Here is a 14087-nt window from a genome sequence, read left to right on the forward strand (position 1 = left end):
CCCGAACATGTAGGAGCGAACGTCGCGAGCGAACCGCTTCTTCGCTCGCGACGCTCGCTCCTACCCAGACGCCTCCATGGAGACCGCATGTCCGCCCTCTATATCCTCATTCCCGTCGCCATCGGCCTGGTCGGTTTCGCCATCTGGCTGTTCTTCTGGGCGGTGGACAGCGGCCAGTACGACGATCTCGACGGACCGGCACACAGCATTCTGTTCGACGACGAAGATCCGTTGCACAAGGCCGGCATCGAGCAGGCCGAGGACCATAACAAGCAGGACAAGCCCGATGCTTGAATTGGCGCCGCTGCTGGTGTCGGCGCTGATTCTGGGCTTGCTCGGCGGCGGTCATTGCCTGGGCATGTGCGGCGGCCTGATGGGCGCACTGACCCTGGCGATTCCGCCGGAGCAACGTAGCAGACGCCTGCAACTGCTGCTGGCCTACAACCTCGGACGCATTCTCAGTTACAGCCTGGCCGGCCTGCTTCTGGGCTTGGCCGGCTGGGCCGTTGCCGGCAGCAAGGCCGAGGTGGTCATGCGCACGCTGGCGGCACTGCTGCTGATCGCCATGGGCCTATATCTGGCTGGCTGGTGGAGCGGCCTGACGCGCATAGAAGCGCTCGGCCGTGGCCTGTGGCGGCATGTACAACCGCTGACGCGGCGTTTTATGCCAGTCACGAGCGTTCCCAAGGCAATGGTGCTGGGCGGGCTATGGGGCTGGTTGCCGTGTGGCCTGGTGTACAGCACGCTGCTATGGGCGTCCAGCCAGGGTAATGCGGTGGACAGCGCCCTGCTGATGTTGGCCTTCGGCCTGGGTACCTGGCCGGTCCTGCTGGCCACCGGGCTGGCTGCAGAGCGCATCACCGCATTGCTGCGCAAACGGGGCGTGCGCGTGGCCGGCGGCCTGCTGGTCATCCTGTTCGGTATCTGGACGCTCCCCGGCCCTCATCAACATTGGCTGATGGGGCACTGACAGGTATCGCGGACGCAATACCGAAGCGAGGTGCCCCCGGATTGCATCCGGGCTACGCAGCTGGCAGCTATACCACCGTACCCAGCCCCTACACGCCCTTGATACAGGTCAAGGTCGCTGCCCTCCATCATCCCTAGACTTGCCACACAGCCTGTCCAGGATTATTTCCCATGCAAGACGCCATCCAGTGGGATGCCGACCTGATCCGCCGCTACGATCTCGCCGGCCCGCGCTACACCTCTTACCCGACCGCCGTACAGTTTCACGACTCCATCGGCCCCTTCGACCTTCTGCATGCGCTACGCGACAGCCGCAAAGCCGGGCGCCCTCTGTCGCTGTACGTGCACATCCCGTTCTGCGCGCACATCTGCTACTACTGCGCCTGCAACAAGGTGATCACCAAGGATCGCGGTCGCGCCCTGCCCTATCTGGAAAAGCTCGAGCGGGAAATCGAGATCGTCAGTCGCCACATCGATAAGAGCCAGCCGATCGAACAGCTGCACTTCGGTGGCGGCACACCGACCTTTCTCAGCCACGATGAGCTGCGCCGCCTGATGCAGCACCTGCGCCAGCACTTCAATTTGCTGGATGACGACTCCGGCGACTACAGCATCGAGATCGACCCGCGCGAAGCCGACTGGTCGACCATGGGCCTGCTGCGCGAGCTGGGCTTCAACCGCGTCAGCCTTGGCGTGCAGGATCTCGACCCCGAGGTACAGCGAGCGGTCAATCGACTGCAAACCCTGGAGGAAACCCGCGCCATCGTCGAGGCGTCGCGTACCCTGCAGTTCCGCTCGGTGAACATCGACCTGATCTATGGTCTACCCAAGCAGACACCGGAGCGTTTCGCCCGCACCGTTGCCGAAGTCATCGCCCTGCAGCCGGATCGCCTGTCGCTGTTCAACTACGCCCACCTGCCCGAACGTTTCATGCCGCAGCGGCGCATCAGCGCCGATGACCTGCCCAGCCCGGCGGACAAGTTGATCATGCTGCAGAACAGCATCGACCAACTGACCCGCGCCGGCTACCGCTACATCGGCATGGACCACTTCGCCCTGCCCGATGACGAGCTGGCCATCGCTCAGGAAGAAGGTACCCTGCAACGCAACTTCCAGGGCTACACCACTCATGGCCATTGCGACCTGATCGGCCTGGGCGTGTCGGCCATCAGTCAGATCGGCGACCTGTACAGCCAGAACGACAGTGACATCAACGTTTATCAGCAGACCCTGGGCAACGGCCAGCTGGCGACCCGGCGGGGCCTGCACTGCAACGCAGACGACCGTCTGCGCCGCGCCGTGATCCAGCAGCTGATCTGCCATTTCGAACTGCACTTCGCCGGCATCGAACAGGCCTATGGAGTGGTATTCCATGAATACTTCGCGGCGCTCTGGCCGGAACTGGAGCAGCTTCACCGCGATGGTCTGATCGAACTGAGTGCGAGCAGGATCGAGGTACGCCCGGCCGGGCGTCTGCTGGTGCGTTCCCTGTGCATGCTGTTCGACCGCTATCTCAACGATCAGGTACGCCAGCGCTTCTCGCGGGTGATCTGAACAGGTCCGCCCCGTGACGGCCTGCACGCCATCACGGGGCGCTGTCTCAACTCATGGCCAGCGCCGTGGCAGCCTGCATCTGCTCGCTGGAAAGGCCATTCTCACGCATTAGTTTGATCAGGTTGGCGTTGGCCGTCGTCAGCGCGCTGTTGAGCGAAGCGAGCTCGGTCTGCAGCCCCTCGATCTGCTGGCGCTTGGCCTCCGCATCGAGGCTCTGATCACTCATGATCGCATCGATCTGCGCCTGCTTCTCGGCGATCTGTGCGCGCAACTCGCGAATCATCTTGAGCAGATCCTTGATCGCCTGAGGCAGCTCGCTTTTGTCGATATCCTCGTTCTTGTCGGGCTTGGCCGACATGCTCTTGCCCAGTTCGGAAAGACTCACGCGCAGGCCTTCGCGCACTTCTTCCGGGCTGGGTTCGGCTGCGGTGAATTGTCGCTGAACGCTCTGTGCGAGATTGCTCAGCGGGCCGCTGGACGGGATACGCATCGCGCTGCTTCCTGCATTGGACTGTGGTTCTACAGTCTGCTTCGGCATAGAAGCGCTAAACTTGAGCATTCGGTCAGACCGGGATATGGCTGGCCGCCAGGTAAACCCTGCGGTACCCTTACAGTCATTGCGTGTATACCGGGAAGCCCAACGATGTCCGAGAGCATCAAGCTGCGTTCGCAGCACCAAGCCCATTGCAAGGATTGCAGCCTGGCTGCCTTGTGCCTGCCCATCTCCCTGAACATGGAGGACATGGACGCGCTCGACGAGATCGTCAAACGCGGCCGCCCGCTGAAAAAGGGCGAGTTCCTGTTCCGCCAGGGCGATGCCTTCGGCTCCGTGTTCGCCGTGCGCTCCGGTGCGCTGAAGACCTTCAGCCTGAGCGATGGCGGCGAGGAGCAGATCACCGGTTTCCACCTGCCCAGCGAGTTGGTTGGCCTGTCCGGTGTCGACGGCGAACGCTACCCGGTTTCGGCGCAAGCCCTGGAGACCACCTCGGTTTGCGAAATCCCCTTCGAGCGCCTCGACGACCTGGCCCTGCAGCTGCCCCAGCTGCGCCGTCAATTAATGCGCATCATGAGCCGCGAAATCCGCGACGACCAACAGATGATGCTGTTGCTGTCGAAGAAGACCGCAGATGAGCGCATCGCCACCTTCCTGGTCAACCTCTCGGCGCGCTTCCGCGCCCGCGGGTTCTCGGCCAATCAGTTCCGCCTGGCCATGTCGCGCAACGAAATTGGTAACTATTTGGGCCTTGCGGTAGAGACGGTGTCTCGCGTATTTACCCGCTTCCAGCAGAACAAGCTGCTCGAAGCCGAAGGCAAGGAAGTGCACATTCTCGATCCGATCGAGCTGTGCGCCCTGGCCGGTGGTAATCTCGACGTTTGAGTTCGCACGGTGTTCGCGGGCTCAACGCATTAGGACCCCACGATGATCTTTGACGAATTCAGCATCAAGACCCTGATCCGCCCGGTACCGGATTTTCCCAAGCCGGGCGTGGTCTTCCGCGATATCACCCCGCTATTCCAGTCGCCGCGTGCCCTGCGCATGGTCGCCGACAGTTTCATCCAGCGTTACGTTGAGGCCGAGTTCAGCCATATCGGTGCCATGGATGCCCGCGGCTTCCTGATCGGCTCGATCATCGCCTACGAACTGAACAAGCCGCTGGTGCTATTTCGCAAGCAGGGCAAACTGCCGGCGGACGTACTCAGCGAGGCCTATCAGACCGAATACGGCGAAGCCTTTCTTGAAGTCCATACGGACAGCCTCTGCGAAGGCGATTCGGTACTGATTTTCGATGACCTGATCGCCACCGGCGGCACCCTGATTGCCGCGGCCAACCTGGTGCGACGCATGCGTGCCAGTGTCTTCGAGGCTGCTGCAATCATCGACCTGCCCGAGCTCGGTGGCTCGCAGAAGCTACAGGACGCGGGCATTCCCACCTTTACTCTGACGGCTTTCGCACTCGACGATCGCTGAGCAATCACGCCCGCCAGACGGACAGTCGAAGGCGCGCCCCTGCGCCAGCCGGATACTGTCCGACATCACTACCGTCACAGCCAGATTCCCATGCACGAACTCGAACTGAATCCATCCAGCAACTGGCGCGAGCGCCTGGGCGCCGTCATCGACGGCACGTCCGTCCAGCGCCTGATCACCCTGCTGATCATCATCAACGCCGCCATTCTCGGCCTGCAGACCTCGCCATCGATCATGGCCGACTGGGGCAAGGCGCTGCTGATCCTCGACAGCCTGATCCTCGCCTGCTTCGTCATCGAGCTGGCACTGCGTTTCACCGCACGCGGCATCGGTTTGCTGCGCGATCCCTGGGCGGTATTCGACTGTCTGGTGGTGGGCATCGCCCTGGTACCGGCCAGCGGCCCCTTCGCCGTGCTGCGCGCCCTGCGCGTGCTACGGGTACTGCGCCTGGTATCGATCAACCCGAGCATGCGCAAGGTGGTACAGGCGCTGCTCGCCTCGCTGCCGGGCATGGGCAGCATCGTCATGCTGATGGGGCTGGTGTTCTATGTGGCGGCCGTGATGGCCACCCAGCTGTTCGGCCAGAGCTTTCCGGAGTGGTTCGGCAGCATCAGTGCCAGCCTCTATACGCTGTTCCAGGTGATGACCCTGGAAAGCTGGTCGATGGGCATCGTTCGCCCGGTGATGGAGCAGCATCCGCTGGCCTGGATGTTCTTCGTGCCCTACATCCTCATCGCCACCTTCATGATGCTCAACCTGTTTATCGCGGTGATCGTCAACGCCATGCAGAGCACTCATGAGCCCAGCGCCGAAGAGCTGGCGGCGGCTGCCCGCGAGCAGGCGATCCTCGACGAACTGCGCGCGCTGCGCAGCGAAGTGGCAGCGCTGCAGCGCAACGCGCCCTGACCCCTTCCCGGTGGAAATGGCGGCCCGCGCCGCCGTTTCGATTCAACTGATCCTTCGACACACCCGCCTTAAGTTGGCGGCGCCCGGCGTCGCCACATCCGATAGTTACATCGTTCACTGACACAGTTGGTCTGTTGCCACCTGCAACTCCCGATGTTGTCACTCAGAGCCGTACAACAATCGGGAGCACCGACTCCCAGAAGAGGACTCGAACGATGAATGCAAGCGCTACCCTGCCCCAGCCGAAATCCAGCTTTCCGGTTCGTCGCATGGACTTCAGCTTCGCCGAAACGCCGAAATACTGGTTCTTCGACGATCCCTTCATGAGCCACTTCATGAACAACCTGTCGTCGCTGTTCCCTTATGGCGAAAAATTCTTCGTCGACAGCGTGCGGGCGGTGCGCGACCAGGTCAGCGAGCCGCAACTGAAGAAGGACATCAGCGCCTTCATCGGCCAGGAGGCCATGCACTCCAAGGAGCATGCGGCCTATAACGACTATGCCAATGAGCACAATATCGACCTGGAGCGCCTGGAACTGCGCATCAAGGTACTGCTCGAATGGACGACCCGCTTCAGCACCAAGAAACAGCGCCTGGCCGCCACCTGCGCGCTGGAGCACTTCACCGCGACCATGGCCGAGCAACTGCTCAAGCGGGAAGACCTCACCACGCAGATGAACGATCCGAAGCTGTACCAGCTGTGGATGTGGCACGCCATCGAGGAGAACGAGCACAAGGCGGTATGCTATGACGTGTACCAGAAGGTCTACGGCGGTTACTTCACCCGTACGCTGGTGATGCTGCTGACCACCGTGATGTTCCTCGGCGTGATCGGCTGGTTCCAGATTCACCTGCTGCGCAAGGACGGTCAGCTGTTCAACTGGCGCAGTTGGGGCTTCGGTTTGAAGAAACTGTTCGGCCCGCGCAACGGCTTCTTCACCAAGCTGATCGGCCCCTACCTGGACTACTACCGCCCCGGCTTCCATCCCAAGGATCACGACACCGAGAAGCTGGAGAATCGCTGGCGCGAGCGACTCGGCTTCAGCAACTGATATTCCAAGGGCGGCCCGGGCCGCCCTTTTTCGTTCGAGTGCGCACCTGCCCAGATCGCGCCAACCTCAGACCGTAGGAGCGGCTTCAGCCGCGAAAACTCGCGGATAGTTCCGTTCCTGCGCTCCGCCTCCCCTCATCAGCATCGCCAAACATGCTTCAGCCCAGGCGCAGCTGCCCCATGCCCTGCAACACGCTGGCACCGGTGAACAGCATGACGATCTGCTCCTCGGCCAGCGCACAGATCGCCTCGCGCCGCTGCGGCTGACCGATGTAGTCCAGCGACTGCTCGAACAGGCTGCGACTGATCAGCCCCGAAACCTGGCGCACCGCCGCCGCGCTGACGATATCCGGTAGCAGCTTGAACTCGATGATGTCCTCGGCCATGTCATCGGCGAAGTCGTCCATTACCTGGCGCAGGGCCTCGCGCAACACGGGCGACGCGCCATGCAGCTCACGCACCCCGATGATGAACGCCTCCGGATGCTCGGCGACGAAGTCGAAGAACAGCTGCACCGTCTCGTGACACACCCGCCGCCCACGCCCAAGGTCGATACCCAGTAGTTTGGGCAGCAGCGGCCCCTCATCCTTGACCGCACGCTGCGCTGCCTCGCGGCGCAGATCGCGCAGCGGTTGGCGCAGCAGCCGGGTGATCTCGCCGATCACGGTCAGGCCGAGGTCGTCGACATCGCGAAAGTGACGATAGAAGGTGTTGGGGTTGAGCCCCGCCTCGCGCGCCAGCTCGCGCAGGCCCAGGCTGCTGAGGCTGCGGCTGGTCGAGGTGAGACGTAACGCCGCCTCCATCAGCAGGCGCTTGCCAGGCGCTTCGCTGGCCCTGTCGCGTACCTGCGCATCGTCGTTGTGCATCCGTACCCCTACCTAAAGTTGGTTTGTCGATTCGATGGCTTGCCGCAAAGTATACACATGTCTACCTTGGTATACAGATGTAGACACCAACAAGAACGACAAGCAGGAGTCCGGCCATGAATGCGCCCGTGTCACCCCCTACCGCTGCCCGCCATTGCAAGATCGCCATCCTCGGCAGCGGCTTCTCCGGCCTCGGCATGGCCATTCGCCTCAAGCAGCAGGGCGAGCAGGACTTCCTGCTGTTCGAAAAGGAAGCCGGCGTCGGCGGCACCTGGAGGGTGAACAACTACCCGGGTTGCGGCTGCGACGTGCAATCGCACCTGTACTCCTTTTCCTTCGAGCCCAACCCGAACTGGACGCGGATGTTCGCCAGGCAGCCGGAAATCAAGGCCTACCTGGAAGGCTGCTGGGAAAAGTACCGCTTGCAGGACAAGACCCTGCTGGGCACCGAAGTGGTACAGATCCGCTGGGACGAGCACGCCGAGCTGTGGCACCTGCAGGATCGCGCCGGTAACCAGTACAGCACGCAGTTCGTGGTCTCCGGTATGGGCGCCCTGTCCACACCCTCGATCCCCAGGCTCAAGGGCCTGGAGACCTTCACTGGCGAGGTGTTCCACTCGCAGCAGTGGAATCACGACTATGACCTGAGCGGCAAACGCGTGGCGGTGATCGGCACCGGCGCCTCGGCCATCCAGTTCGTGCCGCAGATTCAGAAGCAGGTGGCGCGGCTCGATCTCTACCAGCGCACCGCGCCGTGGATCATGCCCAAGCCCGATCGCGCCATTGCCGATGGCGAACGCCAGCGCTTCAAGCGCTTTCCGCTGGTGCAGAAGCTCTGGCGCGGCGCCCTGTACGGCATCCTCGAAAGCCGGGTGATCGCCTTCGCCTTCGCCCCACGCCTGCTGCGCATGGCCCAGGGCATCGCCAAGCTGTACATCAAGAAGCAGATCAAGGACCCGGTGCTGCGCGCCAAGGTCACCCCGGACTACACCATGGGCTGCAAGCGGGTGCTGATCTCCAATGACTACTATCCGGCGCTGACCCAAGCCAACGTCGAGGTCATCACCGACGGTATCGCCGAAATCCTGCCCAATGCCGTGCGCACCGCCGACGGCCAGGAGCGCGAGGTGGATGCCATCATCTTCGGCACCGGCTTCACCCCCAGCGACCCGCTGCCGCGCGGCACGGTGTTCGGCCGCGGCGGCGTCGATCTGCTCGATACCTGGCCCGAAGGCCCGGAAGCCTACAAGGGCACCATGACCGCGGGCTTCCCCAACCTGTTCTTCCTCATGGGGCCGAACACCGGCCTGGGCCACAACTCCATGGTCTACATGATCGAGTCGCAGATCACCTATGTGCTCGGCGCCCTCAGGCAGCTAGAAGAAGGCCGGCTGCAGAGCCTGGAACCCAAGCGCGAGGCGCAGGACGCCTTCAACCGCAAGATCCAGGGCACCCTCGGCAGCACCGTATGGAATGCCGGCGGCTGCATGAGCTGGTATCTGCACCCTGTCAGCGGGCGCAACTGCACGGTATGGCCGGGCTTCACCTGGCGCTTTCGCATGCTGACGCGCAACTTCGATCCGCATGCCTACCACTTCAGCCGCAGGCACGCCGCCCACCCGGCGCAAAGCAATGCCATCACCCTCGCCGCGCAGGAGGTCAGCGCATGAAATCCTTCGAGAACAAGGTAGCCGCCATCACCGGCGCCGGCTCCGGTATCGGCCGCGCCCTCGCCTATCACCTGGCGCGCCAGGGCTGCCACCTGGCGCTGTCCGACGTCAATGTCGAAGGCCTCCAGGAAACCGTCGAGCAGGCCCGCAAGCTCGGCGTCACCGTCAGCGGACAACGTGTCGACGTCGCCGACCGCGCTGCCGTCGAGGCCTGGGCGGAGCAGGTCGTCAGCGAGTTCGGCAGGGTCAACGCCATCTTCAACAATGCCGGCGTGGCTCAGGGCGGCACCGTGGAGGGCAACGACCATGCCGACTACGAATGGATCATGAACATCAACTTCTGGGGCGTGGTCAACGGCACCAAGGCCTTCCTGCCCTACCTCAAGGCGGCCGGCCAGGGTCACGTGATCAATGTCTCCAGCGTGTTCGGCCTGTTCTCCCAGCCGGGCATGAGCGCCTACAACGCCAGCAAGTTCGCCGTGCGCGGCTTTACCGAATCGCTGCGCCAGGAACTGGACATGACCGACTGCGGGGTTTCCGCCAGCTGCGTGCATCCGGGCGGCATCAGGACCAACATCGCCAAGACGGCGCGGATGAACGACAGCCTGGCCAAGGTCACCGGCCAGGAGGCGGAACAGGCGCGCCAGCAGTTCAACGACCAGTTGCTGCGCACCACGCCGGAACAGGCAGCCAAGGTCATCGTAAACGGAGTGCTGGCCAACAAACGGCGCATTCTGATCGGTGCCGATGCCCATGCCCTGGACTGGATGCAGCGCAGCATGCCGGCGCTGTATCAGCGCCTGGTGACCGTCTCGATGCGTCTGGCGGCGCGCTTTGCGCCGAAGCCGAGAAACCTCAGCAAGGTGAGTGAGGCTGCCGAGTAGGGGCTCATCAGCAGCAGACGCAGGGCCGGCCGTTGCCGGCCCTGCGCGTTTGTCGGGCAACGCTCGCAGCCGCGACATCTGGACTATGGTAGAGGGAACAGACGCACCACTCATCCACGCGGCGCCGCTACCGGCTCCCGGCTGGAACCTCGGTGTAGCGTCGACGCCGAGGGCGGCGCCTTGCTCCACGAGGTGGCCTCATGAGCGCGCTTACCTGCACCCACCGCGATCACGTCATCCGCGCCAGTGTCATGGAACATCCCGGCCTGCCCACGCCCTGGGCCGGCGGATGCCAGATCACCGATCCCGACGGCAACACCAGCAAACGTCAGACTCTGCCGGTGGATTACGCCTTCATGGATGACCTGCACAAGGCCCAGCATGCGTCCATCGCCCATGGCAAATGGCTGGTGGATCAGAAGCTGGATCACGGCCGCAACTGGCATTGACGACAACCCAGACGTAGCCCGGATGAATCCGGGAGAGATCGGGAATTGTCCCGGATTGCATCCGGGCTACGAATGGTCGCGCAACGGCTCGAGCAGCGGTTTGAGTCCGTTGTGGTCGATCTCCTGCATCAGCGCGAGCAGTTGGCCCAGCTCGCCCTTGGGAAACCCTGTGCGGGCGAACCAGTTGAGGTAGTGGCCCGGCAGGTCGGCGATCAGCCGGTCCTTGTACTTGCCGTAGGGCATGCGGCGGGTCACCAGGAGTTTCAACGCTTCGGGGTTCATCGGTGGCTCGAGTGGCGGAAAAAGAACCCTGTCATTGTGCCAGGCATCAGTCGCGCAGTGCTTCGCGTATGAACTCCAGGCGATCCTGGCCGAAGAACATCTCGCCATTGACGAAACAGGTCGGTGCGCCGAATACGCCGCGCTTGACCGCCTCTTCGGTGCTCGCCTTGAGCGCATCCTTGACCTGCTGTTCGGCGATCTGCGACTGCAACGCCTGGGCGTCGAAGCCGGCCGCATTCAGCACTTCGGCCATCTTGGCCGGATCGCCCATGTTAATACCCTCAACCCAGATCGCCTGAAACAGCGCCTGCAAGGCATCGTCGAAGCGCTCCGGCTGATGCAGTTGCACTGCCACCAACAGGCGCATCAGCGTCAGGGTATTGATGGGGAAATGGGGGTTGAAGCACATCGGCACGCCGTAGCGCTCGGCGAAGCGTGCCAGGTCGCGCAGCATGTAGTGCCCCTTGGCCGGAATCATCGCCGGCGAGGCGTTGCCGGTGGCCTGGAACACCGCGCCCAGCAGCATCGGCCGATAGACCAATTCAGCCCCGGCGTCGCGACACAGATCAGGTAGCTGGGTATGGGCCAGGTAGGACGCTGGGCTGCCCAGATCGAAGAAGAACTCCACCGTCTTGTTCATCAGTTTCACTCGCTCGTTATTGTCATCATGGGTTCAGCGCAGGTTACCAGCGCTCGATCCATGGACGCAGATCCAGCTCGAAAGTCCAGGCGTCGCGCGGCTGAGCGTGCAGGTACCAGTAGCTGTCGGCGATATGCTCGGGATCGAGAATGCCATCCTGATCCTTCCTGGCGTACAGCTCGGGGAAGCTGTCACGGATGAAGGCGGTATCGATGGCGCCGTCCACCACCACATGGGCGACATGGATATTCAGCGGTCCCAGCTCGCGCGCCATGCTCTGCGCCAGCGCACGAATGCCGTGCTTGGCGCCGGCAAAGGCGGCGAATCCGGCGGCGCCACGCAGCCCAGCCGTGGCACCGGTGAACAGGATGGTGCCGCGTCCGCGCGTGACCATACGCTTGGCCACCGCCTGGCTGGTGAGAAAGCCGGCGAAGCAGGCCATTTCCCAGATCTTGAAATACTTGCGCGCGGTCTCTTCGAGAATGCTGCACGGCACGTTGGCGCCGATGTTGAACACCATCACCTCGATGGGGCCGATGTCACGCTCGATGCTTTCGACCAGCTCGGCCACCTGCTCCTCGCGCCGCGCATCGGAGGCAAAACCATGAGCCTCGCCGCCTGCGCTGCGGATGTCCTCCAGCAGCGGCTGCAGCTTGTCCAGGCTACGGCGGGTGACGCAGGCAACATAGCCCTCACGGGCAAAACGCCGGGCGATGGCACCACCAGTGGCATCGCCTGCGCCAATGATCAAAGCGACCTTCTTGTTCTCGTTCATGGCCCACTCCGTTGATTGACGGTCGTTAGCTTAGCGAACGTCATGCCCGAACACACATTGAAACCTGTCGGCCGAGCGCGGATGCCGTTAACCTACGTGGGTTCTTTCTGCCAGGATCGATCCATGTCGCACACTCCTTCCCCGCTGGTTGGTGAAACCCCGTTGCACGCCGTCGAAGTGCGCATCCTCGGTTGCCTGATCGAGAAGCAGCTGACCACGCCGGAAACCTATCCGCTGACACTCAATGCGGTGCAGCTGGCCTGTAATCAGAAGACCAGCCGCGAACCACTCATGAACCTGGAAACCGGCGAAACCGGACGTTATCTGCGCAGCCTGGAGGGCCGCGGCCTGGTGCACCTGGTAATGGGCAGTCGCGCCGACCGCTGGGAGCAGCGCTGCGACAAGCAGCTGGAGCTGGTCAAGCCGCAGACGGTACTGCTCGGATTGCTGATGCTGCGCGGCCCGCAGACCCTCAACGAACTGCTCACGCGCAGCAACCGCATGCATGACTTTGACGACGTGGACGAAGTGCAGCATCAGCTGGAGCGCCTGATCGCTCGCGGCCTGGTCGTGCTGCTGCCACGCCAGAGCGGTCAGCGCGAGGATCGCTACATGCATCTGCTGGGCGAACAGGCCGATCTGGAAACTCTCCTGGCAAACCGTCCAGCTGCTCGTGGAGAGGCTGCGGCACCTAACGAAGATCGTCTGGTCGAACTGGAAGCGCGCATAGCTGCGCTCGAAGAGCGCCTGGCCCGCCTGGACGGCGCGCAATGACAACCATACCAATGGCAAAGGAGCCCACAGCGTTGAATTTCAAGACTCGTTTCAGCCTGATTCTTGCCGCAGCCCTATTCGCAGCCGGCTGCAGCAGTACGGCCGAAAAATCCGAACCGTCGGCGACGCCTGCCGACACCAGCCAGGGCTGCAGCTCTTCTGCAGTCGAAAATCTCAAGGGCAAGACCGCGACGCCGGAGCTGCTCGAACAGGCACGGCAGCAGGCGGGCGCCAGCACGGCTCGCATTCTGACACCCAACAGCGTGGTGACCTTGGAATACAATGGTCAACGCCTTAACCTCAACGTCGATGATCAGCGAGTCATCACCCGCGTATCCTGCGGTTGATGCCACCGGGTGCGGGTTGCCCCCGCACCACTTGCCGAAACATCCCTACCTTCGCATAGGCCAACGCCATGACCTCCCAAGTGGAACCCTGCGCCGAGCTGATGCTGGATAACCAGCTGTGCTTCGCCCTCTATTCCACCTCGCTGATGATGACCAAGACCTACAAACCGCTGTTGCAGGCGCTCGGTCTCACCTATCCGCAATATCTGGCCATGCTGGTGCTGTGGGAAAACGAGGGCATTACCGTCAGTGAGATCAGCGCACGCATGCTGACCGATCCTGGTTCACTGACACCACTGCTCAAGCGCCTGGAAAGCGAAGGCCTGTTGCAACGCCAACGCAGCAGTCAGGATGAACGCGTGGTTCAGCTGCACCTCACCGACAAGGGGCGCGCACTGCACGAACAGGCCAAGGCATTGCCTGCCTGCATTCTCAAGGCCTCTGCATTGAGCATTGATCAGTTGACCCAACTGCGTGACGACCTGATCGAACTGCGCGGCCATCTGCAGGACGCGCTCTGATCTCTGGCGATGCCAAAGCTCATCGCCTCTGACCGATCCAACGCCCATCGTCGAACGCCGAAAGTCCACAGTTAGCGATACGGCACTGCGCGCTCCCTCACCGCGCATTTTGGCGCATTGTTCCTTCAGCCTCTTTCTTTGCTGGAGCGGCGAAGCTCGCCACGCCCGAGCGAAGCTTCCTGGCGTTCATTCGCGTACTTTTTCTGAGTAAGTACCGCTACGGCCCTTGCGCCCTCTGCTTATTCCAATAAATAAGTTTTCTATAACCAAATAATCCACAAATTTATCTTGCGCACTAATGTTTATCGCAATACATTTCTTCCCATGGAAACGGTTAGCGCACAAATGTTTAGCAAACCAATCCATCATTCACTTACCGACGAGGATCACCACCATGACTATCGAAAACGTTCTCTACCGTGCAACCGCT

At 62.3% G+C, this 14087-nt stretch carries 18 protein-coding genes; 13 read left to right on the forward strand and 5 right to left on the reverse strand.

The window, feature by feature from the left end:
• Positions 1-87: 87 nt before the first annotated feature.
• The 3 genes from ccoS (at position 88) to hemN (ending at position 2523) form a co-directional block, all read left to right on the forward strand.
• Positions 88-294, forward strand: a complete 207-nt coding sequence (gene ccoS / locus DXK50_RS21355; protein WP_161865378.1) for a cbb3-type cytochrome oxidase assembly protein CcoS — start codon at positions 88-90, stop codon at positions 292-294.
• The gene (locus DXK50_RS21360; RefSeq protein WP_212631658.1) at positions 287-970 is read left to right on the forward strand and encodes a sulfite exporter TauE/SafE family protein; all 684 of its coding nucleotides are present in this window, start codon (positions 287-289) and stop codon (positions 968-970) included. Before ccoS ends, DXK50_RS21360 begins: the two co-directional genes overlap by 8 nt.
• Positions 971-1140: 170 nt before the next feature.
• Complete coding sequence (hemN, locus tag DXK50_RS21365; protein ID WP_212631659.1) at positions 1141-2523, forward strand: oxygen-independent coproporphyrinogen III oxidase; 1383 nt, start codon at positions 1141-1143, stop codon at positions 2521-2523.
• 46 nt (positions 2524-2569) lie between these two features.
• Here the strand turns inward: hemN and DXK50_RS21370 are convergent, their stop codons facing one another.
• A complete protein-coding gene (locus DXK50_RS21370) occupies positions 2570-3013 on the reverse strand; it encodes a hypothetical protein (protein WP_212631660.1) in 444 nt (147 codons plus the stop codon).
• A gap of 153 nt (positions 3014-3166) precedes the next feature.
• On the opposite strand from DXK50_RS21370, the gene fnr reads away from it, so the two are divergent.
• From fnr to DXK50_RS21390, 4 genes are all read left to right on the forward strand, one after another.
• Positions 3167-3901 carry a fumarate/nitrate reduction transcriptional regulator Fnr gene (fnr, locus tag DXK50_RS21375; RefSeq protein ID WP_161865374.1) on the forward strand — a complete coding sequence of 245 codons (735 nt, stop codon included), beginning with the start codon at positions 3167-3169 and terminating at the stop codon, positions 3899-3901.
• A 42-nt stretch (positions 3902-3943) separates the two neighbouring features.
• On the forward strand, positions 3944-4492 hold the full coding sequence (locus DXK50_RS21380) for an adenine phosphoribosyltransferase (RefSeq protein WP_161865373.1): 549 nt from the start codon (positions 3944-3946) through the stop codon (positions 4490-4492).
• Positions 4493-4582: 90 nt separating this feature from the next.
• Entirely contained in the window at positions 4583-5398 is an 816-nt protein-coding gene (locus tag DXK50_RS21385) for an ion transporter (protein ID WP_212631661.1), read from the forward strand.
• A 215-nt stretch (positions 5399-5613) separates the two neighbouring features.
• Entirely contained in the window at positions 5614-6450 is an 837-nt protein-coding gene (locus DXK50_RS21390; RefSeq protein WP_024307952.1) for a metal-dependent hydrolase, read from the forward strand.
• Between the two features lie 157 nt (positions 6451-6607).
• On the opposite strand, the gene DXK50_RS21395 is transcribed toward DXK50_RS21390, so the two are convergent.
• On the reverse strand, positions 6608-7315 hold the full coding sequence (locus DXK50_RS21395; RefSeq protein ID WP_212631662.1) for a TetR family transcriptional regulator: 708 nt from the start codon (positions 7313-7315) through the stop codon (positions 6608-6610).
• Between the two features lie 116 nt (positions 7316-7431).
• On the opposite strand from DXK50_RS21395, the gene DXK50_RS21400 reads away from it, so the two are divergent.
• The 3 genes from DXK50_RS21400 (at position 7432) to DXK50_RS21410 (ending at position 10318) form a co-directional block, all read left to right on the forward strand.
• A complete protein-coding gene (locus DXK50_RS21400) occupies positions 7432-8985 on the forward strand; it encodes a flavin-containing monooxygenase (protein WP_212631663.1) in 1554 nt (517 codons plus the stop codon).
• Complete coding sequence (locus DXK50_RS21405) at positions 8982-9869, forward strand: SDR family NAD(P)-dependent oxidoreductase (RefSeq protein WP_212631664.1); 888 nt, start codon at positions 8982-8984, stop codon at positions 9867-9869. The genes DXK50_RS21400 and DXK50_RS21405 overlap by 4 nt, the downstream gene beginning before the upstream one ends.
• 200 nt (positions 9870-10069) lie before the next feature.
• Positions 10070-10318: a hypothetical protein gene (locus DXK50_RS21410; RefSeq protein ID WP_003243836.1), complete on the forward strand. Its 249-nt coding sequence runs from the start codon at positions 10070-10072 to the stop codon at positions 10316-10318.
• A gap of 66 nt (positions 10319-10384) precedes the next feature.
• Here the strand turns inward: DXK50_RS21410 and DXK50_RS21415 are convergent, their stop codons facing one another.
• From DXK50_RS21415 to DXK50_RS21425, 3 genes are read right to left on the reverse strand one after another with little or no spacing between them, the layout of a single operon-like run.
• Complete coding sequence (locus DXK50_RS21415; protein ID WP_161865368.1) at positions 10385-10600, reverse strand: DUF3820 family protein; 216 nt, start codon at positions 10598-10600, stop codon at positions 10385-10387.
• A gap of 46 nt (positions 10601-10646) precedes the next feature.
• On the reverse strand, positions 10647-11240 hold the full coding sequence (locus DXK50_RS21420) for a 2-hydroxychromene-2-carboxylate isomerase (RefSeq protein ID WP_212631665.1): 594 nt from the start codon (positions 11238-11240) through the stop codon (positions 10647-10649).
• A 43-nt stretch (positions 11241-11283) separates the two neighbouring features.
• Complete coding sequence (locus tag DXK50_RS21425; RefSeq protein ID WP_212631666.1) at positions 11284-12015, reverse strand: SDR family oxidoreductase; 732 nt, start codon at positions 12013-12015, stop codon at positions 11284-11286.
• A gap of 123 nt (positions 12016-12138) precedes the next feature.
• Here DXK50_RS21425 and DXK50_RS21430 point away from each other — a divergent pair, with 123 nt between their 5' ends.
• The 3 genes from DXK50_RS21430 to DXK50_RS21440 all read left to right on the forward strand — a co-directional run bounded on the left by DXK50_RS21430 (position 12139) and on the right by DXK50_RS21440 (position 13657).
• Positions 12139-12789, forward strand: a complete 651-nt coding sequence (locus DXK50_RS21430) for a YceH family protein (RefSeq protein WP_161865365.1) — start codon at positions 12139-12141, stop codon at positions 12787-12789.
• Positions 12790-12821: 32 nt separating this feature from the next.
• Complete coding sequence (locus DXK50_RS21435) at positions 12822-13136, forward strand: I78 family peptidase inhibitor (protein ID WP_161865364.1); 315 nt, start codon at positions 12822-12824, stop codon at positions 13134-13136.
• 68 nt (positions 13137-13204) lie between these two features.
• The gene (locus DXK50_RS21440) at positions 13205-13657 is read left to right on the forward strand and encodes a MarR family winged helix-turn-helix transcriptional regulator (RefSeq protein ID WP_161865363.1); all 453 of its coding nucleotides are present in this window, start codon (positions 13205-13207) and stop codon (positions 13655-13657) included.
• Positions 13658-14087: the final 430 nt, after the last annotated feature.

The sequence above is a fragment of the Pseudomonas sp. KB-10 genome (assembly GCF_018221585.1).
In the GTDB taxonomy this organism is placed as follows: Bacteria; Pseudomonadota; Gammaproteobacteria; order Pseudomonadales; family Pseudomonadaceae; genus Aquipseudomonas; species Aquipseudomonas yangonensis.